Annotated in this window: 22 protein-coding genes, 1 tRNA gene and 1 pseudogene; 11 read left to right on the top strand and 13 right to left on the bottom strand. The window is 72.0% G+C overall.

The genetic code is table 11. The annotated features are described in order from the left end of the window. Positions 1–40 precede the first annotated feature (40 nt). The 4 genes from ACSC1Q_RS40345 to ACSC1Q_RS40330 form a co-directional block, all read right to left on the bottom strand. Positions 41–946 (bottom strand): hypothetical protein, encoded by a 906-nt coding sequence (locus ACSC1Q_RS40345; protein WP_436764024.1) that lies wholly within the window; start codon positions 944–946, stop codon positions 41–43. 160 nt (positions 947–1,106) lie between these two features. Beyond that, a complete protein-coding gene (locus ACSC1Q_RS40340) occupies positions 1,107–2,093 on the bottom strand; it encodes a helix-turn-helix transcriptional regulator (protein ID WP_436764023.1) in 987 nt (328 codons plus the stop codon). Positions 2,094–2,379: 286 nt separating this feature from the next. Beyond that, complete coding sequence (locus tag ACSC1Q_RS40335) at positions 2,380–3,720, bottom strand: sensor histidine kinase (protein ID WP_436764022.1); 1,341 nt, start codon at positions 3,718–3,720, stop codon at positions 2,380–2,382. Next, positions 3,717–4,394 (bottom strand): response regulator transcription factor, encoded by a 678-nt coding sequence (locus ACSC1Q_RS40330; protein WP_436764021.1) that lies wholly within the window; start codon positions 4,392–4,394, stop codon positions 3,717–3,719. Before ACSC1Q_RS40330 ends, ACSC1Q_RS40335 begins: the two co-directional genes overlap by 4 nt. 50 nt (positions 4,395–4,444) lie before the next feature. Between ACSC1Q_RS40330 and ACSC1Q_RS40325 the strand changes: the two genes are divergently transcribed. After that, complete coding sequence (locus tag ACSC1Q_RS40325; protein WP_436764020.1) at positions 4,445–5,131, top strand: hypothetical protein; 687 nt, start codon at positions 4,445–4,447, stop codon at positions 5,129–5,131. 46 nt (positions 5,132–5,177) lie between these two features. Here ACSC1Q_RS40325 and ACSC1Q_RS40320 read toward each other — a convergent pair whose 3' ends face one another. Further along, the gene (locus ACSC1Q_RS40320; protein WP_436764019.1) at positions 5,178–5,723 is read right to left on the bottom strand and encodes a 2-thiouracil desulfurase family protein; all 546 of its coding nucleotides are present in this window, start codon (positions 5,721–5,723) and stop codon (positions 5,178–5,180) included. A gap of 86 nt (positions 5,724–5,809) precedes the next feature. Here ACSC1Q_RS40320 and ACSC1Q_RS40315 point away from each other — a divergent pair, with 86 nt between their 5' ends. The 4 genes from ACSC1Q_RS40315 (at position 5,810) to ACSC1Q_RS40300 (ending at position 8,900) form a co-directional block, all read left to right on the top strand. Then, the gene (locus tag ACSC1Q_RS40315) at positions 5,810–6,172 is read left to right on the top strand and encodes a hypothetical protein (RefSeq protein WP_436764018.1); all 363 of its coding nucleotides are present in this window, start codon (positions 5,810–5,812) and stop codon (positions 6,170–6,172) included. After that, on the top strand, positions 6,169–6,549 hold the full coding sequence (locus ACSC1Q_RS40310) for a hypothetical protein (RefSeq protein ID WP_436764017.1): 381 nt from the start codon (positions 6,169–6,171) through the stop codon (positions 6,547–6,549). Before ACSC1Q_RS40315 ends, ACSC1Q_RS40310 begins: the two co-directional genes overlap by 4 nt. Positions 6,550–6,617: 68 nt before the next feature. Next, entirely contained in the window at positions 6,618–7,289 is a 672-nt protein-coding gene (locus ACSC1Q_RS40305) for an SRPBCC family protein (protein WP_436764016.1), read from the top strand. Between the two features lie 381 nt (positions 7,290–7,670). Then, a complete protein-coding gene (locus ACSC1Q_RS40300; protein ID WP_436764015.1) occupies positions 7,671–8,900 on the top strand; it encodes a CynX/NimT family MFS transporter in 1,230 nt (409 codons plus the stop codon). A 210-nt stretch (positions 8,901–9,110) separates the two neighbouring features. On the opposite strand, the gene ACSC1Q_RS40295 is transcribed toward ACSC1Q_RS40300, so the two are convergent. Continuing rightward, the gene (locus ACSC1Q_RS40295; protein WP_436764014.1) at positions 9,111–10,343 is read right to left on the bottom strand and encodes a phytoene desaturase family protein; all 1,233 of its coding nucleotides are present in this window, start codon (positions 10,341–10,343) and stop codon (positions 9,111–9,113) included. Positions 10,344–10,391: 48 nt separating this feature from the next. Beyond that, positions 10,392–11,324: an RNA polymerase sigma factor SigJ gene (gene sigJ / locus ACSC1Q_RS40290; RefSeq protein WP_436764013.1), complete on the bottom strand. Its 933-nt coding sequence runs from the start codon at positions 11,322–11,324 to the stop codon at positions 10,392–10,394. A gap of 109 nt (positions 11,325–11,433) precedes the next feature. Here sigJ and ACSC1Q_RS40285 point away from each other — a divergent pair, with 109 nt between their 5' ends. Both ACSC1Q_RS40285 and ACSC1Q_RS40280 read left to right on the top strand, forming a co-directional pair. Continuing rightward, positions 11,434–12,864, top strand: coding sequence for an MFS transporter (locus ACSC1Q_RS40285; protein WP_436764012.1), 1,431 nt, complete (start codon positions 11,434–11,436; stop codon positions 12,862–12,864). 19 nt (positions 12,865–12,883) lie between these two features. Continuing rightward, positions 12,884–12,956, top strand: a tRNA-Ala gene (locus ACSC1Q_RS40280). Positions 12,957–13,230: 274 nt separating this feature from the next. Here the strand turns inward: ACSC1Q_RS40280 and ACSC1Q_RS40275 are convergent. After that, positions 13,231–13,728 (bottom strand): hypothetical protein, encoded by a 498-nt coding sequence (locus ACSC1Q_RS40275; protein WP_436764011.1) that lies wholly within the window; start codon positions 13,726–13,728, stop codon positions 13,231–13,233. Positions 13,729–13,952: 224 nt separating this feature from the next. Between ACSC1Q_RS40275 and ACSC1Q_RS40270 the strand changes: the two genes are divergently transcribed. The 3 genes from ACSC1Q_RS40270 to ACSC1Q_RS40260 all read left to right on the top strand — a co-directional run bounded on the left by ACSC1Q_RS40270 (position 13,953) and on the right by ACSC1Q_RS40260 (position 15,821). Next, entirely contained in the window at positions 13,953–14,870 is a 918-nt protein-coding gene (locus ACSC1Q_RS40270; protein ID WP_436764010.1) for a diacylglycerol/lipid kinase family protein, read from the top strand. 163 nt (positions 14,871–15,033) lie between these two features. Next, a complete protein-coding gene (locus tag ACSC1Q_RS40265) occupies positions 15,034–15,330 on the top strand; it encodes an SDR family NAD(P)-dependent oxidoreductase (RefSeq protein WP_436764009.1) in 297 nt (98 codons plus the stop codon). Continuing rightward, entirely contained in the window at positions 15,327–15,821 is a 495-nt protein-coding gene (locus ACSC1Q_RS40260; protein ID WP_436764008.1) for an SRPBCC family protein, read from the top strand. Before ACSC1Q_RS40265 ends, ACSC1Q_RS40260 begins: the two co-directional genes overlap by 4 nt. Before the next feature lie 183 nt (positions 15,822–16,004). Here ACSC1Q_RS40260 and ACSC1Q_RS40255 read toward each other — a convergent pair whose 3' ends face one another. Further along, positions 16,005–16,826, bottom strand: a complete 822-nt coding sequence (locus tag ACSC1Q_RS40255) for a MerR family transcriptional regulator (protein WP_436764007.1) — start codon at positions 16,824–16,826, stop codon at positions 16,005–16,007. 260 nt (positions 16,827–17,086) lie between these two features. On the opposite strand from ACSC1Q_RS40255, the gene ACSC1Q_RS40250 reads away from it, so the two are divergent. Continuing rightward, positions 17,087–17,920 (top strand): SCO6745 family protein, encoded by an 834-nt coding sequence (locus ACSC1Q_RS40250; RefSeq protein WP_436764006.1) that lies wholly within the window; start codon positions 17,087–17,089, stop codon positions 17,918–17,920. Positions 17,921–17,994: 74 nt separating this feature from the next. On the opposite strand, the gene ACSC1Q_RS40245 is transcribed toward ACSC1Q_RS40250, so the two are convergent. From ACSC1Q_RS40245 to ACSC1Q_RS40230, 4 genes and pseudogenes are all read right to left on the bottom strand, one after another. Further along, positions 17,995–19,245 (bottom strand): serpin family protein, encoded by a 1,251-nt coding sequence (locus ACSC1Q_RS40245; protein WP_436764005.1) that lies wholly within the window; start codon positions 19,243–19,245, stop codon positions 17,995–17,997. 222 nt (positions 19,246–19,467) lie between these two features. Then, a complete protein-coding gene (locus ACSC1Q_RS40240; protein WP_436764004.1) occupies positions 19,468–20,103 on the bottom strand; it encodes a hypothetical protein in 636 nt (211 codons plus the stop codon). A gap of 82 nt (positions 20,104–20,185) precedes the next feature. After that, on the bottom strand, positions 20,186–21,571 hold the full coding sequence (locus ACSC1Q_RS40235; protein ID WP_436764003.1) for a selenium-binding protein SBP56-related protein: 1,386 nt from the start codon (positions 21,569–21,571) through the stop codon (positions 20,186–20,188). Positions 21,572–22,208: 637 nt separating this feature from the next. Beyond that, positions 22,209–22,797, bottom strand: a pseudogene (locus tag ACSC1Q_RS40230) (hypothetical protein); the annotation flags it as partial.

The following is a 22,797-nucleotide window of genomic DNA, read 5'->3' as shown; positions in this document are numbered from 1 at the left end:
TCGGGGGAACTCAGGGGAATGCGGGGGAATTCGGGGGCACTCAGGGGGTGAGCAGGCCCAGCGGGCTCGGTGCTCCGTACCGGATGCGCAGGACGGGTGTGCTTCCTTCGGGGGGTGTGGCGAGCGTGGTCTCGGCGGGGCGGAAGCGCGGCTCCTGGTCGCGCAGGACGCGGCCGATACCGGTCACGGCGGCCGCCGGGGGCGGTCTGCCGTCGACGGTGGCGATGTCCACGCTGCGCAGGGGGACGCCGGAGGTCTCCCCGGCGTCGCCGAAGGAGCGGAGGTACAGGCGCCGGTCGGCGCTGAGCATCGCGATCACCGTGAGCAGCCGCCCGTCGACCTGCCCGGCCGAGAGCTGGCGCGCCACGTCGGGGGTGACGCCGAGACGGCGGTTGGCCAGCAGCTCGCGCCCGGCGTACCGACGGTCGCGCACGTCGGCGGCCTGCCGCACCCGGTGGGCGGCCCTGCCCTCCGGGGCGACCTCGCGCACCTCGAAGCGGCTGGCGCCGGTACCGAACCTGGCCAGCACCTCGGGGCTGAGCAGCACCTCCAGCTGGGCGGCGAGCGTGCCGCGCACCTGGGCGGTCACGATCACCACGTCGCTCTGCAGGATCGTCCCGGGGCCGTCGGGACCGTCGAGGCGGAGCAGCGAGCCCGCGGGGGTCCCGCGGCCCGCGAGTTCCTCGCACGTCGACGGGTCGCAGGCGACGGTCCTGCCCGCGTCGATCTCCCTGACCGTCCACTCGGCCGCCAGCGCCCGCCATTCCACGGCCGTGTCGAGGCTCATCGGCTCCGGCCGGGAGGGTGGGGCGGTGGAGGCGGTCCGCGCGCCGCCCCTGAGGACGACGACACCGGTCGCGAGGAGCGCCGTGACCGCGATCGCGAGCGCCACCACGACCCTGCCCTGGGCGGTGGAGATCCAGTGATGGACGGCGTGCGTGGACACGGGAATCCTTATTCGTACGACATAAGATTATTTAGTGGTAGTTAGATAAGTTCGTCATCGGTCTTCGTTACACAGAGGCGCCGATAATGTTCAACCCGTTTACCCGGACATGCGACACCATAACCGGCATTGGGTGGTTTTGTGGCTTCCTGACCTGCGGTCATCCGGTTCCGGGGCGATCGTAGATCCCGGCCACCGCCCGCGCGGTCTCCGCGACGAGGTCGCGCAGCTCCGCCGGGGCGACGACCTCCAGGTCCGCGCCGAAGCGCAGGAACTCCGCCAGCGCGTGCCCCGGGGACTCGACCGGGACCGTGACCCGGGTCCAGCCCTCGTGGTCCGGGGGTTCCGCGGTGGCCTCGGCGGCGCGCAGGACGGCCGGGCGGACCATGTCAGGCAGCCGCCTCATGCCGAACGGCGAGAGCCGGACGACGGCCTCACCCCCCAGGAGCCGCGCCTCGAACTCCTCCAGGGCGCCGTTCCAGTGGGCGGCGAGATCGAAACCGGCGGGCCGCTCGAACGGCTCCCGGAGTGTGTGCAGCTCCAGGATCTGCGAGACCCGGTAGGTCCGCACGTGCTCGCCGCCGCGCGCGACGAGATACCAGCGCCCCGCCTTGAGGACCAGCCCGTACGGCTCCAGCGTGCGGACCACGTCCTGGGGGGCCTTCCAGCGGTGGTAGCGGATCTCCAGGCGGCGCTCGTTCCAGACGGCGTCGGCCACCGCCGCGAGGTACGGGGTCTCGTCGGTGCCGTGGTACCAGCTGGGCGCGTCGAGGTGGAAGCGTTCGCGGATCCGCCCTGCCCTGTCCCTGAGCTCGACCGGGAGCGCCGCCATCAGCTTGAGCCCCGCGGCCGTCACCACCGAGCCCAGGCCGAGCTCGGCCGCGGGACCCGGCATCCCCGCCAGGAACAGCGACTCCGCCTCGCCCGCGGTCAGCCCGGTGAGCCGGGTGCGGTAACCGTCGAGCAGCCGGTAGCCGCCTGAGGGGCCCGCGTCGCCGTACAGCGGCACGCCCGCCGAGTGGAGCGAGTCCACGTCGCGGTAGATGGTCCGGACCGAGACCTCAAGCTCGGCGGCCAGTTCCCGGGCGGTCATCCTGCCACGGGTCTGCAGGAGCATCAGCAGGGAGATGAGACGGCTCGCACGCATGTCACGAATTATCGGGCGAGGTCGGAGAAACGGGGTTCCCGCCGTCGTCCGGGCGGCGCCGGAGAGGCGGGTTCCCGGCTCGCCCTTGCCGCGCCGGCCGCGCCTCCTCCGTCTGGATGCGAGGCCGGCACGGTAGGGCGAGCCGGGAACCACGGACGCGGGTGACGTCCGCGCTCCTCCTCATGATCTGTCAGTCGGAACGGTGAGACAGCGCGTTTTAGCCTTACTTAAGGTGGGTTTACGGGTGACCTAACCAACCTTCCCCAGAGGTCCCCGGGCAGATCCCTCAGCGGGCCGCGTTCCTGCGCGGCCAGCGGTCGCCGACCAGGCGCCGGGCGGTACGCGGGGGCCGGTCGTGCCGGTCGGTGCGGAACCAGAGCTGGACCCTGGCGCCGCCGAGCGAGGAGGCGTCGATCCGCAGCGTGCCGCCCGAGGACTCGGCGAGCCTGCGGGCGATGTCCAGGCCGAGCCCGGTGGAGCCCGCCCCGCTGGCCCCGCGCCGCAGCGCCGCCTCGGGGTCGGGGATGCCCGGACCCGCGTCGGCGATCAGCATGCCGACGGTGCCCGCGCCCTGGTGCAGGGTCACCGTGAACGCCGTGCCCTCGGGGGTGTGCCGGAAGACGTTGCCGAGCAGGGCGTCCAGCACGGCGCTGAGCTCGGTGGCCGCGACCGGCACCCGCACGGGGGCCGAGGCGCCGATCAGCTCCCAGGGGCGCCGCTGGTCCTCGGCCAGCGCTGACCAGAAGGTCAGCCGTTCGCGCAGCACCTCGGTGGCGTCGCAGTGGACGAGCTCCGGCGCCCGGGAGGGCTGCCTGGCCGCCGCGATGATCTGGTCCACCTCGGCCTCCAGGCGGCCCAGCGCGCTCCTGCTCTGCTCGGCCTCGGGTCCCAGGTGGTCGAGGCTGAGCCGGAGCGCGGTGAGGGGGGTGCGCAGGCGGTGCGACAGGTCGGCGGCCATCTCCCGTTCGGCGGCGAGCAGCTGGACCACGCGGTCGGCCATGCTGTTGAACGCCTCTCCGGCCGCGACCAGCTCGGGCGGGCCCTCGGGCTCGATGCGGACGCTGAGGTCCCCGGCGCCCAGGGCGCTCGCGGCCCGGCCCAGCCGCCGGGCGGAGCGCACCACGCGCACCCCCAGCCGGTCGCCGACCAGCAGCGACCCGGCGACGAGCACCGCCGCCACCCCGCTCAGCACCGCCCACGACGAGGCGACGCCCCGGGTGAGGTCCGCCGACGGGATGAAGATCTCGATGACCACGGTCCTGCCGCCGTCCAGGGCGACCGGGCGCAGCAGGAGGTAGCCGGTGTCCATCTCCGTGGTGATGGCCCGGGTGAGCCGGGAGGCCGCGGCCACGGTCTCGGCGGGGGCCCTGACGGTACCGGCCGAGCCGCCGCCCGGCAGGTGGACCGCGATCCGGTCCCGCGCGCCCGTGCTGAGCAGCGCGTGGGTCAGCCGGTCCGGGTCGACGGTGATGGCCAGCACCGGGACGAGCGCCGACGCCTGCCGTTCCGCCTCGGCCATGGCCCGGCCGTGGGCGATCTCCCTGACGGTGAGCCCGAGCGGGATCAGGAAGGCCAGGGCGACCATCGAGGTTCCCGCGACGGTGAGCAGGGCGAGGGTCCGCCTCACGGCGGTGTGATCAGCATGACCCCCACGCCGCGTACGGTGTGCAGGTAGCGGGGGGAGGACGCGCTCTCGCCGAGCTTGCGCCGCAGCCAGGACAGGTGGACGTCGATCGTCTGGTCGTCCCCGTAGGACTGCTGCCACACCTCGGTGAGCAGTTCCTTGCGGGAGACCACCCGGTCGGCGCGGGCGGCGAGGTAGGCGAGGAGGTCGAACTCGCGCCTGGTGAGGGTGAGAGGGGCGCCGTCCAGCCCGGCCTCGCGCCGGTTGAGGTCCACCGACAGCGCGCCGACGCACAGGACCGCGGGCGGGGTCGCGCTCCGCGCCCGGCGCAGCACGGCGTCCAGGCGGGCGTTCAGGTGGTCGCCGGAGAACGGTTTGACCAGGTAGTCGTCGGCCCCCGCCTGGAGCAGGCGGACGATCTCCGCCTCGTTGTCCCTGGCCGTGGCCACGATGACCGGCACGCTGGAGACGCTGCGGACCATCTTGAGCGCCTCCGCCCCGTCCAGGTCGGGCAGCCCGAGGTCGAGGATCACCGCGTCCGGGGGGTTCTGGGTGATCTCCCTCAGCGCGTCGAGGGCGCGCCCCGCGCTGCGCACGGCGTGCTGGCGCCTGCTGAGTTCCTGGATGATCGCGGATCGTACGTACTCGTCGTCTTCGACCACCAGAACCGTCGCCATGCCATGTAACGGTAGTGAACAATGAGACATATGGCGTAATAATTCACGACATGCGGCAGACGCTGGGATTCGTAGCGGTGTGGTGCGGGGCCACCGTCCTGGCGATCTCGGTCGCCTGGTTCGGCGTCCGCGACGTGCTCCGCAGCGAGGTCTTCGACGACGCGAGCGTCGAACCCCTCAACGCCGCCATCGGCCGTACGGGAGACTCGGTGCTCCCGCCGGGAGCGCCCACCGGACCGCCGGCCGTCGGCACGCCGGCCGCCTCCTCCACCGCGCCCGGCCGGACCCCGGCGCCCCGCCTCACCACCCCGCCCGCGCGGGACACCGCCAGGCCGCGACCGGATCGTTCCCCGTCGAGGCCCGCCGCGACGCCGGCACGCGCGCGGGAGACCGGGCTCTCCCGTCCCGGGCCGTCGGCGTCCCCGTCCCGGTCGGCGTCCAGGCCCGCCGCGTCCCGGGCCGCCCCCTCGTCGTCCGCCGCGCCCAAGGCGGCGGCCACCAGGACACAGTCGATCTCCACCGAGAACCTGCGCGTGGTGAACGTCAAGGGCGGTTCGGTCTCGTTCGCCATCGAGAGCGGCGTGTGCCGCCTGATCGCCGCCGCTCCCAACGCGGGTTACGAGGCCAAGGTCGCCTCGGCCACCGGCTGGATCCGGGTCGACCTCGTCCAGGGACAGCACGGCTCGGCGGTCTTCTGCATCGGCGGGGAGAACCGCACCGACCTGTGGGAGTACTAGAGCCGGTAGGACCGGTTCTCGGCGATCGGGACGGGTTTCCCGGGTGCTAAAACCGGTCGCCGAGTTCGCCGAGTTCGCCGAGTTCGCCGAGTTCGCCGAGTTCGCCGAGTTCGCCGAGGCGCGCGGCGGCCTCGGCGACGCGCTCCTCGCCGAAGACCGCGACGCCGTGCCGTGCCAGCAGGGCGGTGGTGACCCCGTGGCCGGGCGTCCGCCGTCCGCCGAAGGTGCCGTCGTAGACGGTCAGGCTGCCGCAGGAGGGGCTGCCCTCCTTCAGGATCGCCACCCGCACGCCGTGGGCCCGCGCGGCGTCGAGCGCCGCCCGCGCGCCGGTGAGGAAGGCCTCCGTGACGTCGGCGCCCCCGGCGGTCAGCACCCGGGCCGTCCCGGCGAGCACCGCCTCGCCCCCGGCTCCGCCCTCGATCTCCGCGGCCGGGCGCGGGACGGGCAGGCCGCCCTCGACCTCGGGACAGAACGGGACGAGCCGTCCCTCTCGCCGCCACGCGGCCAGCAGCGCGTCGCCGCTGGTCTTGGCGGCCCCGTCGTAACGGACCTTCCGCCCCATCAGGCAGGCGCTGACCAGGATTCTCTCCACGGCCCCAGAGTACGTGGCGCGGCGCGAGGGGCGAGGGGGCCGGGCAGTACCCTGCTGCCCATGCTTCTCGATGTCCCGGGGTCCCGATGATCGGCCCGCTCGCGACCGGCCTGATCCTGTTCTCGCTGGTGATCGGGATCTTCGGCCTCGTCACCACGCTAAGGAACAGGGCGATGGGAAGGACGCTCCTCGTCGCGCTCGCGGTGCTGGAGCTCGGCCTGCTCGTCCAGGCCGGGTTCGTGGTCGCCGCGCTGGTGAGGGGTGAGGGGCCCACGCATACGGCCACGCTCGTCGGCTACCTGGCGGGCAGCCTGGTGATCCCGCCGGCGGCGGCGTTCTGGGGGCACGGCGAGCGCTCGCGCTGGGGTCCCGCGGTGATCGCGGTGGCGGGCTTCGCGATCCCCGGCATGGTCGGGCGGATGCTCCAGGTCTGGCAGGGACTGCCGTGAGCGAGCCGGCGATCGGCAGCGGGCCGGGACGCGCGCTGGTGGCGGTCTACGGGGTGTTCGCCCTCGCGGCGGGAGCCCGCGCCGCCGTGCAGATCGCCACCCGTTTCCACGAGGCCCCGCTGGCCTACTCGCTGTCGGCCTTCGCCGCGGCCGTCTACGTCGTGCTCACCGTGGCGCTGGCCAGGGGGAACAGGACCCTGGCGCTGGTCGCCTGCGGTGTCGAGCTGGCCGGGGTGCTCGTCGTGGGCACGCTCGGCATGGCCGACCCGGAGGCCTTCCCGCGTGCCACGGTTTGGTCGGGTTACGGAAGTGGATACCTATTCATCCCACTTGTACTTCCTGTCCTGGGGCTTTACTGGCTTTTGCGGCGCCGCTAGTTAGGCCCGCACCTCACCGGGCATGGGTGCCTCCCGAACCGACCGAACCACACTAGGGAGGCACGGTCATGAGCTCGATTGAACAGTCCGTCGACGTCAACGTCCCGATCCGGACCGCGTACAACCAGTGGACCCAGTTCGAGAGCTTTCCCGAGTTCATGGAAGGCGTCGAGTCGATCAAGCAGTTGAGCGCCACGCGCACGGCGTGGGTCGTGGAGATCGCGGGGGTCCGCCGGGAGTTCGAGGCGGAGATCACCGAGCAGCACCCCGACGAGCGGGTGGCCTGGAAGTCGGTCGAGCGGCCGCACCAGGCGGGCGTGGTGACCTTCCACCACCTCGGGCCCGACACCACCCGGGTCACGTTGCAGATGGAGTACGACCCCGAGGGGTTCGTCGAGACCGTCGGTGACTGGCTGCAGCTCGTCCGCCTGCGCGTCCGCGGCGACATGGAGCGTTTCAAGACCTTCATCGAGTCGCGCGGCGACGAGACCGGCGCGTGGCGCGGCGACGTGCCCGGCCCGCACCAGCAGGGTGACGCGGCCGGTGACCAGGGACCGGGTGAGCATCGCGGCACCGGCACGGGAGGCGGCCACGGGCTCGACGAACCCGCGCCTCCGCGCACGGTGGGCCAGTCCTACCCGACGGACCCGTCGCTGCCCCCGCCCGGTGGCACGCCGCTGCCCCCGGCCGGCCGCGGGCTCGGCGAGGAGCCGCCGCCCACCCCGGGACCGCGCGTCTGACGTACGCCCGCCGGAGCCGCCCGCCTGAGGCCCCGCCGCCCTGACCGGGCGGCGGAACCTCGGCCGAGGAGCGCGTCCGGCGCCGGTCGCTTCCGGGCCGCGTGCCCGACGTAGGCGCGCCCGGTGTCGCCGCCCAGGCGTCCGGTGCCCGAACCGTCCGGGATTGGGCACCCGGGAGCCGGGGAGCCACACCGGTGCGTGAGGAGCCGGGTCACGTTCTGTAAACAGGGACGTGGCCCGGCTTTCATGTTGTCAGCGATTCGTCCTGCCGTGATCCGGCGCGTCCGGTCAGGAACAAATTGAGGTTTCACTCCTGTTACAGTCGGGGTCAGCCAATCATCCTACGATTGGATGAAACCACTGAGGAGGACTGGAACCAGCATGAGCGTGCTCACCCATCAGACCAGGGGCCGCACCGGTGGAACGACAGGCTCCCTCGCCTGGTTGCTCGTGCTGGGAATCGTTCTCGCCGCGCTGAACCTGCGCACCGCCGTCACGAGCGTCGGGCCGGTTCTCGACCAGATCACCTCCGGTCTCGGCATGACCGCCGTCGGAGCCGGGCTGCTCACCACGCTCCCCGTGCTCATCTTCGCCTCGGTCGGCGCGGTCACCCCCGCGCTGTCCAGGAAGGTCGGCGAGCACCGCCTTCTGCTCCTCGCGCTCCTCGTCCTCGGCGCGGGCCTGCTCATCCGGTCGATGGTGGGCTCGGCCGAGGTCTTCCTCTACAGCAGCGCGCTGGCGCTGTCGGGCGGCGCGGTGGGCAACGTGCTCATCCCCAGCCTGATCAAGCGTCACTTCCCCGGCCGGGCCGGGACCATGACCACCGTCTACACCACCGCCCTCGCGGTGGGCACGATGCTCGCGGCCGCCGCGACCGTGCCCATCCAGCGGGCCACCGACGGCAACTGGCACGTCGCCCTCGGGGTGTGGGGGGCGTTCGCCGCCGTCGCCGCCATTCCGTGGCTTGCGCTCTCGCGCAGTGAGCCGGAGCGGCACGGAGCGAGCGGGGGAACGGGTGCCCGCGCCCTGCTCCGCAGCAGGACGGCCTGGGCGGTCGCCGCCTACTTCGGCACCCAGAGCATGGTCGCCTACATCATGTTCGGCTTCCTGCCGAAGATCCTCACCGACGGCGGCTACACCACCTCGCAGGCGGGCCTGGTGCTGGGCGTCTTCACCGCGATCGGCATCCCGGTCTCGCTCGTCGTGCCCTCGGTCGCGTCGAGGTTCTCCGACCAGAGGCCCGTGGTGGCCGCCTTCGTCTTCTTCTACACCGCGGGTTTCCTCGGTCTCTGGCTCGGGCCCTCCGCCCTGGCCTGGGCCTTCGCCAGCCTGGTCGGCGTCGGCATGGGGTCGTTCCCGCTCGCGCTGACCATGCTCGCCATGCGCACCCGCACCCCCGAGGCGACGGCCGCGCTGTCGGCCTTCGGGCAGAGCACCGGATACCTCATCGCGGGTGCCGGGCCCCTGGTCGTCGGTGTCATGCACGAGTCGACCGGTGGCTGGACGCTGCCGTTCCTGCTGCTGTTCGCGGTGGTCGCCGTCCAGCTCGTGGCCGGCTGGTACGCGGGCCGTCCGGGCTACCTGGAGGACGAGCGGGCCCTCGCGCGCTGACCCGCCGTGACCGTACGGCTCGCGCCCCGCGGGGGCGGCGCGAGCCGCGGCGGCATGCCGGGACGATCACCCCAAGGTCGCCTGTCTCTCCCGGATGCCCGGTACGGCCCCCGGGAGCGCCCGGCGCCCGGTCAGCCGGTCACGCGGTCGGGCGGTCATGCGATCAGCTGTCTTGCAGTCAGCCGGTCACGCGGTCATGCGGTCGGCCGGTCACGCGGTCAGACGCGGCTTCGAGCGGCCCGTTCCCGGGACGATCTTGAGACGGCTCGCCCCCGAGACGGCCCGCAGGGCGGCCTCCGCCGCGATCAGGGCGCTGTGCGAGGAGACCTCGCTGAGCAGCCCGGGAGCCGCCACCGCGTCACCGATCAGCCAGACGCCGTCCCCCCGGTCGATCGCGGGCCGATCCCGCCAGGTGGACCCCGGCAGGTCCAGGGCGCCGGTGCGTCCGTTGCACATGGCCTCCCGCCGCCAGGTCGTCCGCTCCCGCCAGCCGGGCAGCCCGAGATCGGCCACCCGCTCCACCCGGGAGATCGCCTCCGCCCTCGTCTCGCCCGGCCTGACCGGCATCTGCAGCTGGCAGAGGCTGTGCCCGTCCGGGGCGAGCGAGGGGTCCGGCAGGCTGTAGCGCTCCAGGAAGCCTCCCTCGTCCAGGTCGTAGACGAGGAAGAGGTCGTCGGCGCCCGCGCGCAGGCCCAGGTCGAGCAGGACGGCCTTCCCGCTCTCCCCGCGCAGCGACTCGTCGCCGAGCAGGGTCCTGGCGGCGTCCAGTGAGGTCGCCACGATCACGGGGGTGTCCTCGGGCAGGCGGTCCACCCGCGAGCCGGTCTCGATCCGCACGCCCAGGCCGCGCGCGTGGACGGCCATCCGGTCGACCACCCGCCCCCAGCCGCCGGTGACGTAGCGCGGCGCCGGATACCTCGGCGCGGCCGCCCGCAGCGCGCGCTCCCAGACGAACGCCGCCGACAGCCGACCGGGGTCCGCGTCGTAGGTGATCACGCCGACCAGCCCGGCGAGGGCCCGCATGCCCTCCTCGCCGAAACGGCGGGTGGCCCAGGTCCCGAAGTCCTCGTCCACCGGCGCCCGCAGCCGCCGCCTGGCGAGCGCCCTCAGCAGCGACCAGGGCGGCATGCCCGACAGCCGGCCGCCGTGGCGGAACCTGCTCCTGGCGAGCATGCCCGGCGTGAGCCTGGTGTACGGCTGGACCAGCCCCCTGGCCGCCAGCCAGCGCCACGGCTCGCCGTCGGAGTAGAAGACGTGGGTGCCCTCGTTGGCGACGTACGGCGCGGCGGTGCTCCTGGCCCGGCCGCCCGGCTCCCGGTGCGCCTCGTGGAGGGTGACCCGCGCGCCGCCCTCGGCGCACGCGATGGCCGCGGTGAGGCCGGCGAGCCCGCCGCCGACGATGGTGATGTCGTTGCCGCTGATGTCTCGCGTCTCTCGTGTCATGCCCGTACGACGGATCGAAGGACGCCGTTCGTGACATCCACCGCGATATCAGAGATGGGAGAGCTTCTCCGGGTTCGCCACCAGGAAGACGGTCGTGATCAGGCCGTCCTCGACGACCAGGGAGAGCACGGTGACCGGCCGTCCCTCCGCGGTCACCACCACGGCCGGCCCGCCGTTCACCTCCGCGATCTCCACGCCGAAGCCGGAGCCCGGCTCCACGCCGAAGCCGGAGCCCGGCTCCACGCCGAAGCCGGAGACCGGTCCGGCGCCGATGCTCTCCATGAAGGCCCGCAGGCGGTCACCGGTCGCGATCGAGGCCAGGAAACGCGCCACCTTGCGCGCGCCGGTGATGACCCGCAGCGGGGCCTTGGCCTTGCCGCCGCCGTCGCCGACCAGCGACGCGTCCTCGGCGAGCATCGCGGTCAGCGCCCCCAGGTCGCCGCCCACGGCCGCCTCGGCGAACCGCTCGGTGATCCTGCGCCGCACGCCCCGGTCGACCTCGAACCTCGGCCTGCCCTCCTGGACGTGCTCCCTGCCGCGCCGGGCGAGCTGCCGGGTCGCCGCCTCGCTGCGCTCGATCATCTCGCCGATCTCCGCGTACGGCATGCCGAACGCCTCCCGCAGCACGAACACCGCGCGCTCCAGCGGGGACAGGGTCTCCAGCACCACGAGCAGCGCCAGCTCCACCGAGTCGGCCAGCTCGGCGTGCTCGGCCACGTCCGGGGTGACGACCAGCTCGGGCAGCCACGGCCCGACGTAGGCCTCACGCCGGGCCCTCACCCGCCGCAGCCGGTCGATGGCGAGCCGCGTCACGATCTTGACCAGGTACGGCCGGTCGTCCTCCACCCGGGAGACGTCCACCCCCGACCAGCGCAGCCACGCCTCCTGGACGACGTCCTCGGCGTCGGTCACGCTGCCCAGGATCCGGTAGGCGACCCCGGTGAGCAGGTCGCGGTGCTCTTCGAAACGCTCGACGGCCATAGGGGAACAGACGTATCACAGCGCCCCGATGTGACACGACCCGGTAAACGGTTGTTTACAGCCACCCTCTACCATGCGAGGGCGGAAGCCGACAGCGGAGGAGCGGGCAGTGACGGGAACGACCCTCGCCGAACCGGGCACCACGCGGCAGGGCAGACATCTCTGGCTCACCCTGGTGGCGCTCTCCACGGCCGGGATGGTCGTGTCCGTCCAGCAGACCGTGGTCATCCCGCTGCTGCCCCGGCTGATGGTCACCTTCGGCGCGTCGGTGGCCGAGGTCACCTGGGTCTTCACCGCCTCGCTGCTCGCCGCCGCGGTGGCCACGCCCCTGCTGTCGCGCCTCGGCGACATGTACGGCAAGAAGCGGATGATCCTGTTCACCGTCGGCCTGCTCGTCGTGGGCTCGGTCGTCTGCGCGCTGTCCGACACCCTCCCCGTGCTGATCGCCGGGCGGGCCCTGCAGGGCGCGTCCTCCGCGCTGATCCCGCTGGCCATCGGCATGATCAAGGACGGTTTCCCGCCCGCCAGGGTGATGACGGCCATCGGGGTGGTCAGCGCCACCATGGGCGTCGGCGGCAGCCTCGGCATGATCGTCACCGGCCTGATCGCCGACCGTACCCCCAGTCACCACCCCGTCTTCTGGATCACCGCGGGACTCGGGGCGGCCGCGGTCGTCCTCATCGCGCTCAGCGCCCACGACAGCGGGACCGGCGCCGGAGGCCGCCCCGACCTCGTCGGCGCGGCGCTGCTGTCGGTCTGGCTCGTCTGCCTGCTGCTGGCGATCTCCAAGGGCAACGACTGGGGCTGGGGCTCGGGAACCGTCGTCGGGCTCTTCGCGGGCGCGGCCGTGTTCTGCGCCGCGTGGGTCGTCAGCCAGATGAGACTTCGAGCGCCGATGATCCGGCTGCACCTGCTCGTCGGGCCCCGGTCCCTGCCGGCCAACCTGGCCTCGCTGCTCCTGGGCTTCGCCATGTTCGGCTCCTTCACCCTGATCTCCAGCTTCGTCCAGACACCCCCCTCCGCCGGGTACGGCTTCGGCGGGTCGGTCCTCGACGTCGGCGTCTACGCCCTGCCCAGCACCGTGACCATGCTGCTCGCCTCCTTCACGGCGGGCCGCCTCTCCACCCGGCTCGGCCCCGCCTACTCCCTCGCCCTCGGCGCGGCCCTGTGCGCGACCGGATTCGGCTGGTTCACCCTCTTCAACGACTCGGTGCTCCACCTGATCGGCTCCAACGCCGTGCAGGGGCTGGGATTCGGCATCGGCTACGCCGCGCTGGGGGCGCTCGCCGTACAGCACGTCCCCATGGACCAGAGCGGCATCGCCAGCGGCATCAACTCCCTGGTCCGCTCCATCGGCGGCAGCGTCTCCGGGGCCGCGACCTCCGCCCTCCTCACCTCCGTCACCATCGCCGGCACCTCCGTCCCCTCCCGCGACGCGTACGTGATCTCCTTCGGCATCATCACCGCGAGCGCCGTGGGCTCCGCGGCCGTCGCGCTCGTGACCGGAATGAGGGCGCGAGGACTGTCCCGAGTCGGTTAGGATTTCATCTGCATCGCAAGGGGCTATGGCGCAGCTGGTAGCGCGCCTCCATGGCATGGAGGAGGTCTGGGGTTCGAATCCCCATAGCTCCACTTCGGTGACTGGGGTCCGCTGTTCGCAGGCTTGAAGGCCTGCTCCCGGCGGGTTCCTTCGTCGTTTACACGGGGGGACGACCCCCCGGGCCCCCCGGTGTGGGGGCTCCGCCCCCACACCCCCCCGCTTCGCTTCGCTCAGGGGCCGCCTCACGGGCTGGGCGATTTCGGCTCGTTGGCCGTTCACGGGTGATGAGACCGCCGGAGCGGTCGGCCGGTGGCATCGCCGATGCGGGGCGGAGCGGTGGTCAGGAAGAGGGTTGGCCGGGGCGGGTCAGTCGTCGGAGGCGACGATGACGGTCAGGGAGTCCTCGTTCCGGTCGATCAGGATGAGTTCGTGGAACTCGCCGAGGATCCAGCCCAGGTCGTCGTCGCGGGACGCCTCGTCGAGGTCGCGGAGGCGGTATCGGGAGGTGGCCGCGCGGATCAGCGGGTAGACCTCGGCCTCCAGGTCGTGGGCGATCGTCTCCGGGAGGTCGGCGTATCTTCCGGCCCAGGTGCGGATCGTGGCGCAGGCGGCCTCCTGGTCGACCTCCTCGAACGAGGCGGGGGAGAGCGCGTCGAGGCGGTAGGGGCCGTGCACCGGGCCGCCGTCCTTCCAGGAGTCGGCGCCCAGGTAGTCGTCCCGGTACAGCTGGTGGGAGAGCACCGCGGTGAGCAGCGGTTCGTCGTCCTGCGGGGTGGCGAGACGGAAGTGCTTCACGTCCACCCAGCGGTAGGTCCCGTCCTTGAAGTTGACCAGGGTGGTCGAGGCGAACGCCAGTTGCTCCATGGGTGTGACGATAGTGACTCCTGGGATCTGATCATCACCGATTGGCCGAACTGGATAAGTGATCGGCAAACGGAGGAAACGGGGCACGAGCTGGGCGTGCGCGGCGACGGATGCCCGTTCCCCGGGTGAGGAAGCGACGTTTGCCGCTCCGGGGTGGGGGCAGCCGTTGACACATCCGACGCGGTGCTGTTCGACGTATCCGACGTGGTGTAACAGGAGGTCAGATGCTGTCCGGGAAGCAGAAGTTCGGCACGGTCGCGGTGATCGCCCACCAGAAGAAGACGTTCGGCGGAGGACTCGACGAGCTGCGCAGGCTCCTCGCCGACGAGGGTGTCGGCGAGCTGCTCTGGTACGAGGTTCCCAAGAGCAAGAAGGCGCCGAAGAAGGCGAAGAAGGCGCTGAAGGAAGGGGCCGACCTGGTCCTGGTGTGGGGCGGCGACGGCATGGTGCAGCGCTGCGTGGACACGCTCGCGGGCTCCGGCGTCACGGTCGGCATCCTCCCCGCGGGGACGGCCAACCTCTTCGCGCAGAACCTGGGCATCCCCGAGGACCTGCCCAAGGCCGTGCAGATCGCCTTCCACGGCGAGAGCCGGAAACTGGACCTCGGGAAGGTCAACGGGGAGCACTTCGCCGTCATGGCCGGGGTCGGGTTCGACGCGGCGATGATCGAGGACGCCGACCGGGGGCTGAAGGACCGCCTGGGGCGCGTGGCGTACGTCTGGACGGGCCTGCGCCACGTCCGGGGGGAGCTCGTGCGGATGGAGGTCAAGATCGACGGTGTGACGTGGTTCGAGGGCGAGGCGAGCTGCCTGCTGCTGGGCAACGTCGGCACCATCACCGGCGGCATCGAGGCGTTCGACGACGCGCGTCCCGACGACGGGTGGCTGGAGATCGGCGTGACCACCGCGACGGGGCCGATCCAGTGGGCCCGCGTGCTCGGCCGGATGAGCGTGGGGCGGTCCGACGAGTCGCCGTTCGTCCGGATGTCCCGGGCGCGCAAGGTGACCGCCACGTTCGCCACCCCGATGACCTACGAGCTGGACGGCGGCGCCAAGGGCACCGTCACCGAGCTCAAGGCCAAGGTCGTGCCCGGCGGCATCACCATCCGCGTTCCCGAGTCCGACGGCTCCGACCAGAAGTGATCCTGGATCACCTGTGCTGACCGGCCCTGACCGGCCGTGATCGCGGGTCACCGCGCACGGCCGCCAGGCTCCCCCTTAAAGCCCCTTTTAGTTAACATTCATGACAAATGCAGATTGGATATGGTTTGTCGACTAATTTCGCTTAATGGGAAAGAGCGGGTCGATGGCCGGTAATCGCTGGACCGAGGCCGACGTTCCCGGCCAGTCGGGGCGGGTCGTACTGGTCACCGGCGCCAACACCGGTCTCGGCCTGGAGACCGCCCGGGTGTTCGCCGCGCGCGGGGCGACCGTGGTGATCGCCTGCCGCGACACCGGCCAGTACTACGGCCCGTCCGGACCGGGCGGGTTGCGCGGTCACCCCGTACTCGCCCGTTCCGGCCCCGCCTCGCACGACGCCGCCGCCCAGGCCCGCCTGTGGGCGGAGTCCGAGCGGCTGACGGGGATCGTGTACGGGCTGTGATCGATCTGAGGGTGTCGATCGACATAGACCGTCCCGCGGCCGAGATCTGGCGGATCGTCGCCGACTTCGGCCAGGATCCCCGGTGGCGCGCGGGCGTGACCACGATGGCGCCCGACCCGCCGGGCCTCGTCGTGCCGGGCACCACCACCGACGAGACCATGCGTTTCGCCGGACGCGGCTTCTACATCAGCGGGCTGGTGACCTCGGTGGTGCCCGGGAGGGAGTTCCTCTGGAGGGGCACGTCGGGGATCGACGTCGAGGGTGGCAGGTCGGTCGTGCCCCTGGACGACGACCGGTGCCGGGTGACCATGTGGTTCAGGCTCAGGCTCCCCGGCCTGCTGCGGCTGCGCGCTCCCATCCTCGAACGCATGCTGAGGCGCAAGCTCCAGCAGAACGTCCGCCGCCTCGGCGACCTGGTCACCACGGACGCGTGGCGCCGCCCGGGGACGACGGCCACCCCGCGCGACCGCTGCCCGTGGTCGTCGCGGTGACCGTGTTCGGGGGATGTGCCCCGTGGCGTCGCCGTCCGTGTGACGTGACGGTCGCCCGTGGGCGTCGCGGTGGCCGTGTTCGTGTGGCCCGTGGCGTCGCGGTGATCGCGTTCGTGCGGGCGTGGCGTTACGGTGAACGCGTTCGTGGGGACGTGACCCACGGTGTCGCCGTGCGGGTGTCGGTCACGCCCGGGTGACCGTCATCTGCAGTTCGGTCACCCAGTTGTCGTAGTCGCCCTCGGGACAGTCGATGGAGACCTCCCTGGCCAGCCCGACGCCGCGGTAGCCGTGCTCGTCGATCCAGTGGGCCAGCGTCTGGAACGTCGGTCCCACCTCCTCCATCGGGCCGCGGTGGATGATGGTGGCGGCCTGCTCGATCTCCGGCAGGTCCAAGACCGCGAAGTCGTGGTCGCCGCCCGTCTCCGCGGCGACCTCCAGCCCGGCGTGCACGGTCACCCGGCCGTCGGTCTCGGGCTCGTAGCGGGCGATGCCGTATCCGGTGATCCTCACCCCGGCGGCGTCGAGGCGCCGGCACAGGTCGGCGAAGAGCGGCTGGATGACGGGGCCGATGTCCTCGCCGTCGTAGCTGGCCGCGACGGCGCTGAGCTCCGCCACGCGCGTCGAGGGGATCGGCTTGAGAAGAACCTCTTCGGGGTGCATGTGACCTTCCTTGGCGATTGTCGTGAGCCGTACTTCCACCCGGACGAGCCGGGCCGTGTCCGACGCGATCCGTTCCTCCAGCTCGGCGCGGCGCAGCCGCAGCATCCCGTACAGCTCCGCGGCGTCGACCCGCTCGTCCAGGATCGAACCGATCTGGCGCAGGGTGAGGCCGAGGTCCTTCAGGGCGATGACGCGGTTGAGCCGCGACAGCTGGTCGGCCCGGTAGAAGCGGTGTCCGCTGCCCGGGTCGACATGGGCGGGCCGGAGCAGGCCGATCGCGTCGTAGTGCCGCAACATGCGCACCGACACCTGGCCGAGCTGGGAGAACTCTCCGATACTGAACATGGTGCTTCCATTTATAGGGGCTGACACCGTGTCAGCCGCAACCCTCGGGACCTCGCCTCCGCCGGGCCGTCCCTCTCCCGTACGTCCCGATTCGCGGCCGTCACCGCGACGCCCCGGCCAGGGGTCGTCGTTGACGGCTACTGGCGGGTAGGAATAAGTTTCCAGATACCAACTGGTCGGTTCGGAGGGGACATCGGCCTCGCCCGGCGCGAGGCCGGAGAACCCGGCCGCCGGCCGTTCGCTGACTCCCTGGAGGCGTGATGACCGACGTCCGGCTGGCCCGTCAATCCTGGCGCCGACTGGAGCCCGTCCACGGGATGATCTACTTCGTGCCCGAGGCCACCGAGCGCTACGCCGCGCTCGGCCTCGACAGCCGCGCGGGCTACTTCGCCTCCCGCTCCGCGGCCTTCGGCACCGCCTCCGCCGAGCTGGTCATCGCGACCTTCTACAACTTCCACCCCGCCCTCGTACGGCGTGCGCTTCCCGCCGCGTGGCAGGTCACGACCCCGGAGAAGCTGCTCGCGGCCCGTCTCGAAGCCGCCGGGGCGGCCCTGCGCCGGGCCGGGATCCACGAGATCGACACCCTCGCCGAGACGACGGAGCTCGCCACCCGCGCCGCGGAGCGGGCCTGCGAGCATCCCCAGGGACGCCCGCTGTTCGCCGCGCACGCCGCGCTGCCCTGGCCCTCGGAGCCGCTCCTGCGGCTCTGGCACGCCCAGACGCTGCTTCGCGAGTTCCGGGGTGACGGGCACGTCGCGGCCCTGCTGACCGAGGGCGTCGGCCCGCTGGACGCGCTGGTCCTGCACGCCGCGAGCGGGCACGTCCCCACGGTGTTCCTCAAGTTCAGCCGCGACTGGCCCGAGGAGGAGTGGGCCTCGGCCGAGGAGAGGCTGCGTGAGCGCGGCCTGCTGGCCGGTGACGGGCTCAGCGAGGAGGGCGCGGCGCTCAGGCAGCGCGTCGAGGACCGCACCGACGAGCTGGCGCTGCCCGCGTACGCCGCGCTCTCCGACGACGAACTGGCCCGCCTGGCCGAACTCGCGCGCGTCTTCGGCCGGGCCGTGGTGGACAACGGCCTGTTCAACGTCTCCGCCTGAGCCCGCCGGGGGCCGACCTTCGCGGCCGCCCCCGCCGGGCCGCAGGGCCGTCGCGCCTCCGCAGGGAGGACGGCTCAGTCGCTCGCGGACGGGTCGCCGACCTGGCCGACGAACAGCGGGGTCAGTGTCGGCCGGTGGACGATCGCGAAGGCGAACGGGTGGTCGGCGCGGACCTCGGCCTCCGGCGGGGGCGGGGCCGATATGGCGAACATGAGACCGGTGACGGCGGCGGCCTCGGTACCCCACTCGTCCACGGTGATGTTCGCGCGGTGGACCGCCTGGTCGAGCGAGGCCCCGTCGGTGAGCCCCGAGTAGTCGTTCCCCCGCAGCCCCAGCCTCGCGAGCGGTTCCGCCAGGTCCAGGCTCGCGGAGAAGTCCCACCGGGGCATGGCGAGCCGCACCGTCCGCCGCTCCCCGAGCCCGGTGGCCACCTTCGCCATCACGTCGGGGGAGAGCAGGTCGACGGGGGAGCCGCCCGCTCGCGGCACGAGGACCCACATGGCCAGCTCGTCCCCGGCGTAGCGCAGCTCCACGGCCTGCCAGCCGGGCCCCTCCGCGTACGGGAGGAAGCCCTCGCGGCGCATCAGGGCCGTGCGGATCGTCGTGCCGTCCGCGCGGGTGAAGGTGGCGCCCTCCTCCGGCGGGTCGGTGAACGGCGTCGTCCAGTCGGCCTTGAGGTAGACGGCGTTGGCGATGACCAGCTTGGTCCTCGCGGGCAGGTTGTCGAACACCTTCTTGACGCGCCCGGCGGTCCGCTCCTCGGCCCAGGCGTCGATGACCTCCGTGGCGTTCCCGGCGAAGTCCACCTGGCGCACGCCCGTGCCGTACTGCGCGGCGAGCGTGCGCAGGAACTCGGGCCTGACGTTCAGCCCCTCCTGCGTGAACACCTCGTTGGCGATGCCCACGACCGGTGGCTCGGGTTCGCGCTCCTGGGCGTCGCGTTCCGCGTCGGGGGCGGTGAGGGGAGGCGGGTCGTCGGTCGTGACGATCCGCCGGGTGAGCGCGTTGAGGGAGGTGTGCGGTCCTTCGGAGGGGAAGCCGAAGACCGCGTCGAGTTCGGTGGCGGTGTCTCCGGCGGCTCCCGCCCTCGCCAGGCCGAAGGCGTAGCCGATGCTCAGGGGCGACAGGACGATGTTGGCCCCGGGTTTCGCGATCGCGGCGAACAGGGCGTGCCCGAAGGAGGTCAGGCCGCGTACGGTCTCCGCGATCGGGGGATCCTTCGGGACCTCCCGTTTCACCCCCTTCGCGGTGATCGCGCTGGAGTCGGTCATGGCACACGCCGAGAGGGCGGCGACGGCCAGCAGGGCGGGTAACAGTCGGCGCATGATCCTGAAACGTACGCCGCCGCCGGGTGGTTCACCCGGTTCACTCGATTCACCCGGTTCGCCCGGTTTTCGGGTCGCGCGTTCGGTTCGCGTGCTCGGTTTGGTTCGTGCGCTTGGTTCGTACGGCGTTCGGTTCGTGCGCTCGGTTCGTGCGGGGTTCGGGTCGCGCGTTCGGTTCGTGCGCCCGGCTCGCGTGGCGTTCGGTGCGCACTCTGGGCGGCATCAGGTGAGCACGGCGAAGGCGCCCGCCCCGATGAGGGCGACGGCCCAGGCGAGGTCGAGGTTGAACCACGCCTTGCGGAGCACCGCCACTCCCAGCCGCTCGTAGACGACCAGGGCCAGCACGGTGGTCGTCACCAGCATGGCCGTCGTGTGCACCCCGGTCGCCAGCAGGCTCTGCGAGGCCAGCGCGGCGGCCTCGTGCCCTTCGTGGCCACCGTGGCCGCCATGCCCGCCGTGTCCGTCGTTCAGGGTGACCGGGAGCACCATCAGCCCGGCCCCGTGGGCGGTGGCCATCAGGAACGACCACCCGGTCAGCTGCCACTTCGTCACCTTCATGCCGACCCAGCGGGGGTGGCGCCGCCTCAGCAGCCGCCAGAGGCCGAACCCGCACACCACGGCCGCCACGCCGTACGAGACCACTTTGGGCGGGGCGGCCAGCCGGGCCGCCGACACCAGCCCGAGGGTGATCAGCACCGAGCCCGCGTGGCCGAGCACGATGGGCGGCAGCGCGCGCAGCACCCCGTCGCGCGAGCGCTCCTGCAGCCCGAGCGCGACCGCGAAGAGCCAGCCCATGGCCGGGTTCAGGCCGTGGAAGGCACCGAGCCCGGCCAGGATGAGCAGGGACGTCAGATCCATCGGGCACGCCTCGCGGAGAGTGGGAAGGTGGCGGGGTCCGGCGGGCCCGGGGCCGGGGCCGGGGTCAGGGGCAGGGCCAGGGTCACGGGAAGCAGTAGGAGTCGGAGGAGGAGTCGCCGCCCTGCAGGCGGACCTGGTGCGCGCGGCGGCCGTCGGTGGCGAAGTCGACGAAGAAGCCCGGATCGAGGGCGATCGAACCGTCGTCGGCGATGTCCACCTTCGCCATCCAGCCGGAGATGCCGTCGGGATAGAAGACGTCGTCCCAGGAGCGGTAGAGCGAGTTGGTGAAATAGACCCGCCGCCCGTCCCTGCTCGCCTCGACCATCTGCGGCCCCCCGTTCAGCGCCCGGCCCGGGGCGGCGGGGTGGCCGTCGCGCCTCGCGATCCCGCCGATCCGGACCGAGCCGGTCTCGCGCGGGGCGAACGGGTCGGAGACGTCGTACGCCTTGAGCTCGCCGGTGCCCCAGGCGGAGACGAGCAGGATCCGGTCGTCGAGGGTGAGCGAGATGTCGCTGACCAGCGGGGGCACCGCGCCGAACTGCTTGAGCGGCTCGGGCAGCAGGTCGGGGTCGGCGGGCTCGGCCGGGATCGTGATCGTCTTGCGGGCCTTCCAGACGCCGTCCTCCAGGTACCAGGTGAAGATGTTGGCCGACAGGTCCTCGACGTTGATGACGCTGTTGACGAAGCCGTAGGTCTTGGTCGGGTCGTGGGCGGGCCGGAGCTCCAGGGCCATCTGGTGCTGGTCGCCCAGGTCGATCTCCTGGAGGTGCCTGCGCTTGGCCAGGTCCCAGACGTGCAGCTTGTGACCGTACTGCCTGCCGACCAGGAGCTCCAGCGAGGGCCCCGGCTCGATCTGGTTGGGCGTTCCCCACTCGCTGGTGATCATCGTGTCGTGCCCGAGATGCCACCAGAAGTCGTAGTGCAGCCGCTGCGACCCCCGGTCGGCCTCCCAGCGGCCCTTGGGCTCGAAGGTGTCGTGGTCGAGCGTGAACACACCGCCGGGCGCGTCGCCGTCCACGTTGCCGAGCGCGCTGACGTAGATGGCGTCGGTGCCGCAGTGGACGGTGTGCGGGCGGCTGTAACCGGTCTTCTCGAAGATCGTCTCCGGCTCGATCGTCTTGACGAGCTTGGGGGACCAGGGATCGTCCTTGACGTCGAAGATGTAGATCCTGCTGGACCTCAGACCGGGGAGGACCAGGTAGCGCCGCTCCACGTGCGGATGTGGCGCGTACGGGCACAGGGCCGCGCTGCACACGTTCCAGCCGAAGTGGTGGAGCTCGTCGCCGGGGACGGACATGTCGTGCACGTCGGCGATCGACCCGGTCGACAGGTCGATCGTGGCGAGCCCGTCAGGCCGGTCGTCACCGGTCGTGGCGAGCAGCGCGACGTAGGCGAGCTCCTCCTTCGGGGCCGCCATGGCCTCGCGGGCCGACGGGTAGAAGGTGGGATCAGGCTGGATAAGCGCCACGGTGAACTCCTGAACTCGTAGCCGGAACCGGTACCCAACTAATCATGTAGGAAAACTGTATGTTGTCCAGAGGTCATGTTGCGTGACCGGCGTGGACGGGAGGAGGTGTCCGACTGTCCGGTTTTGTCGGTTCTGCCGGTTTGTGGGGCCGGTGAACGTGGCAACCGGTCCGCGCGGGCGCGAGATCCTCCGGTGAAGGTTTCGGACGAAGGGTGTTAAGAGAACGTTTCGGATAAGCGGAGAGGTGCGAGGCATAATGCCCCGCACCTCTCCGTGTTTCAGTTGACGGTCACCCGGCCCGTATGGCCGTTTCCGGGTTTCACTCTTCCGGTCTCGTGGACCTTCGAAGCGAACCTCCGGTCTGGTAAGCGTCAGGTGACCTGTTTAGTGGTGTCCTTTTTCGTGACGCTTTCCGTGAGGATTTCCGTGAGTCTCCGTGAGACCTTTCGTGGGGCCCCTTTTCGAGAGGCCCCTGGAAAACCTCAGCAGACTCGCACGGCCGCAGTCGTGCAGGCCCTCGGATAGGCCCAGTAGACCGGGACGCTGACCACCGGGCTGACGACCGGGTAGCTGACGACCGTTCCCCTGACCGGTGTCCCCCCGGCCGGACCCTGAGGTCCGATCGGGCCCTGGGGTCCTACTGGTCCCTGGGGTCCTGCGGGTCCCGCCGGTCCGGGTGCGCCGTCGGCGCCTGCGGGTCCTGCGGGTCCCTCGGGTCCTGCCGGTCCGGGCGGGCCCGCCACACCGTCGGTGCCATCGGCACCGTCACCCCCCGGAGGTCCTGCGGGGCCTTCCGGTCCCTCAGGTCCTTCAGGTCCTGCGGGGCCTTCCGGTCCCTCGGGTCCTTCAGGTCCTTCCGGTCCTGCGGGCCCCGGTGCGCCGTCGGCGCCTGCGGGTCCTGCGGGTCCTTCGGGTCCGGGTGCGCCGTCGGCGCCTGCAGGCCCTGCGGGTCCTTCCGGTCCGGGTGCTCCGTCAGCTCCCGGTGCTCCGTCGGCGCCTGCGGGTCCTTCGGGTCCGGGTGCTCCGTCGGCGCCTGCCGGTCCTGCCGGTCCTTCAGGTCCTGCCGGTCCCTCGGGTCCGGGTGCTCCGTCGGCGCCTGCCGGTCCTGCGGGTCCTTCCGGTCCGGGTGCTCCGTCGGCGCCTGCGGGTCCTTCGGGTCCGGGTGCTCCGTCAGCTCCCGGTGCGCCGTCAGCGCCTGCGGGTCCTGCGGGTCCTTCGGGTCCGGG

This window comes from Streptosporangium heterodermiicola, assembly GCF_051390675.1.
Lineage (GTDB): Bacteria > Actinomycetota > Actinomycetes > Streptosporangiales > Streptosporangiaceae > Streptosporangium.
Note: the sequence above shows the minus strand (reverse complement) of the source record. Positions and strands in the feature narration are given on the sequence as shown.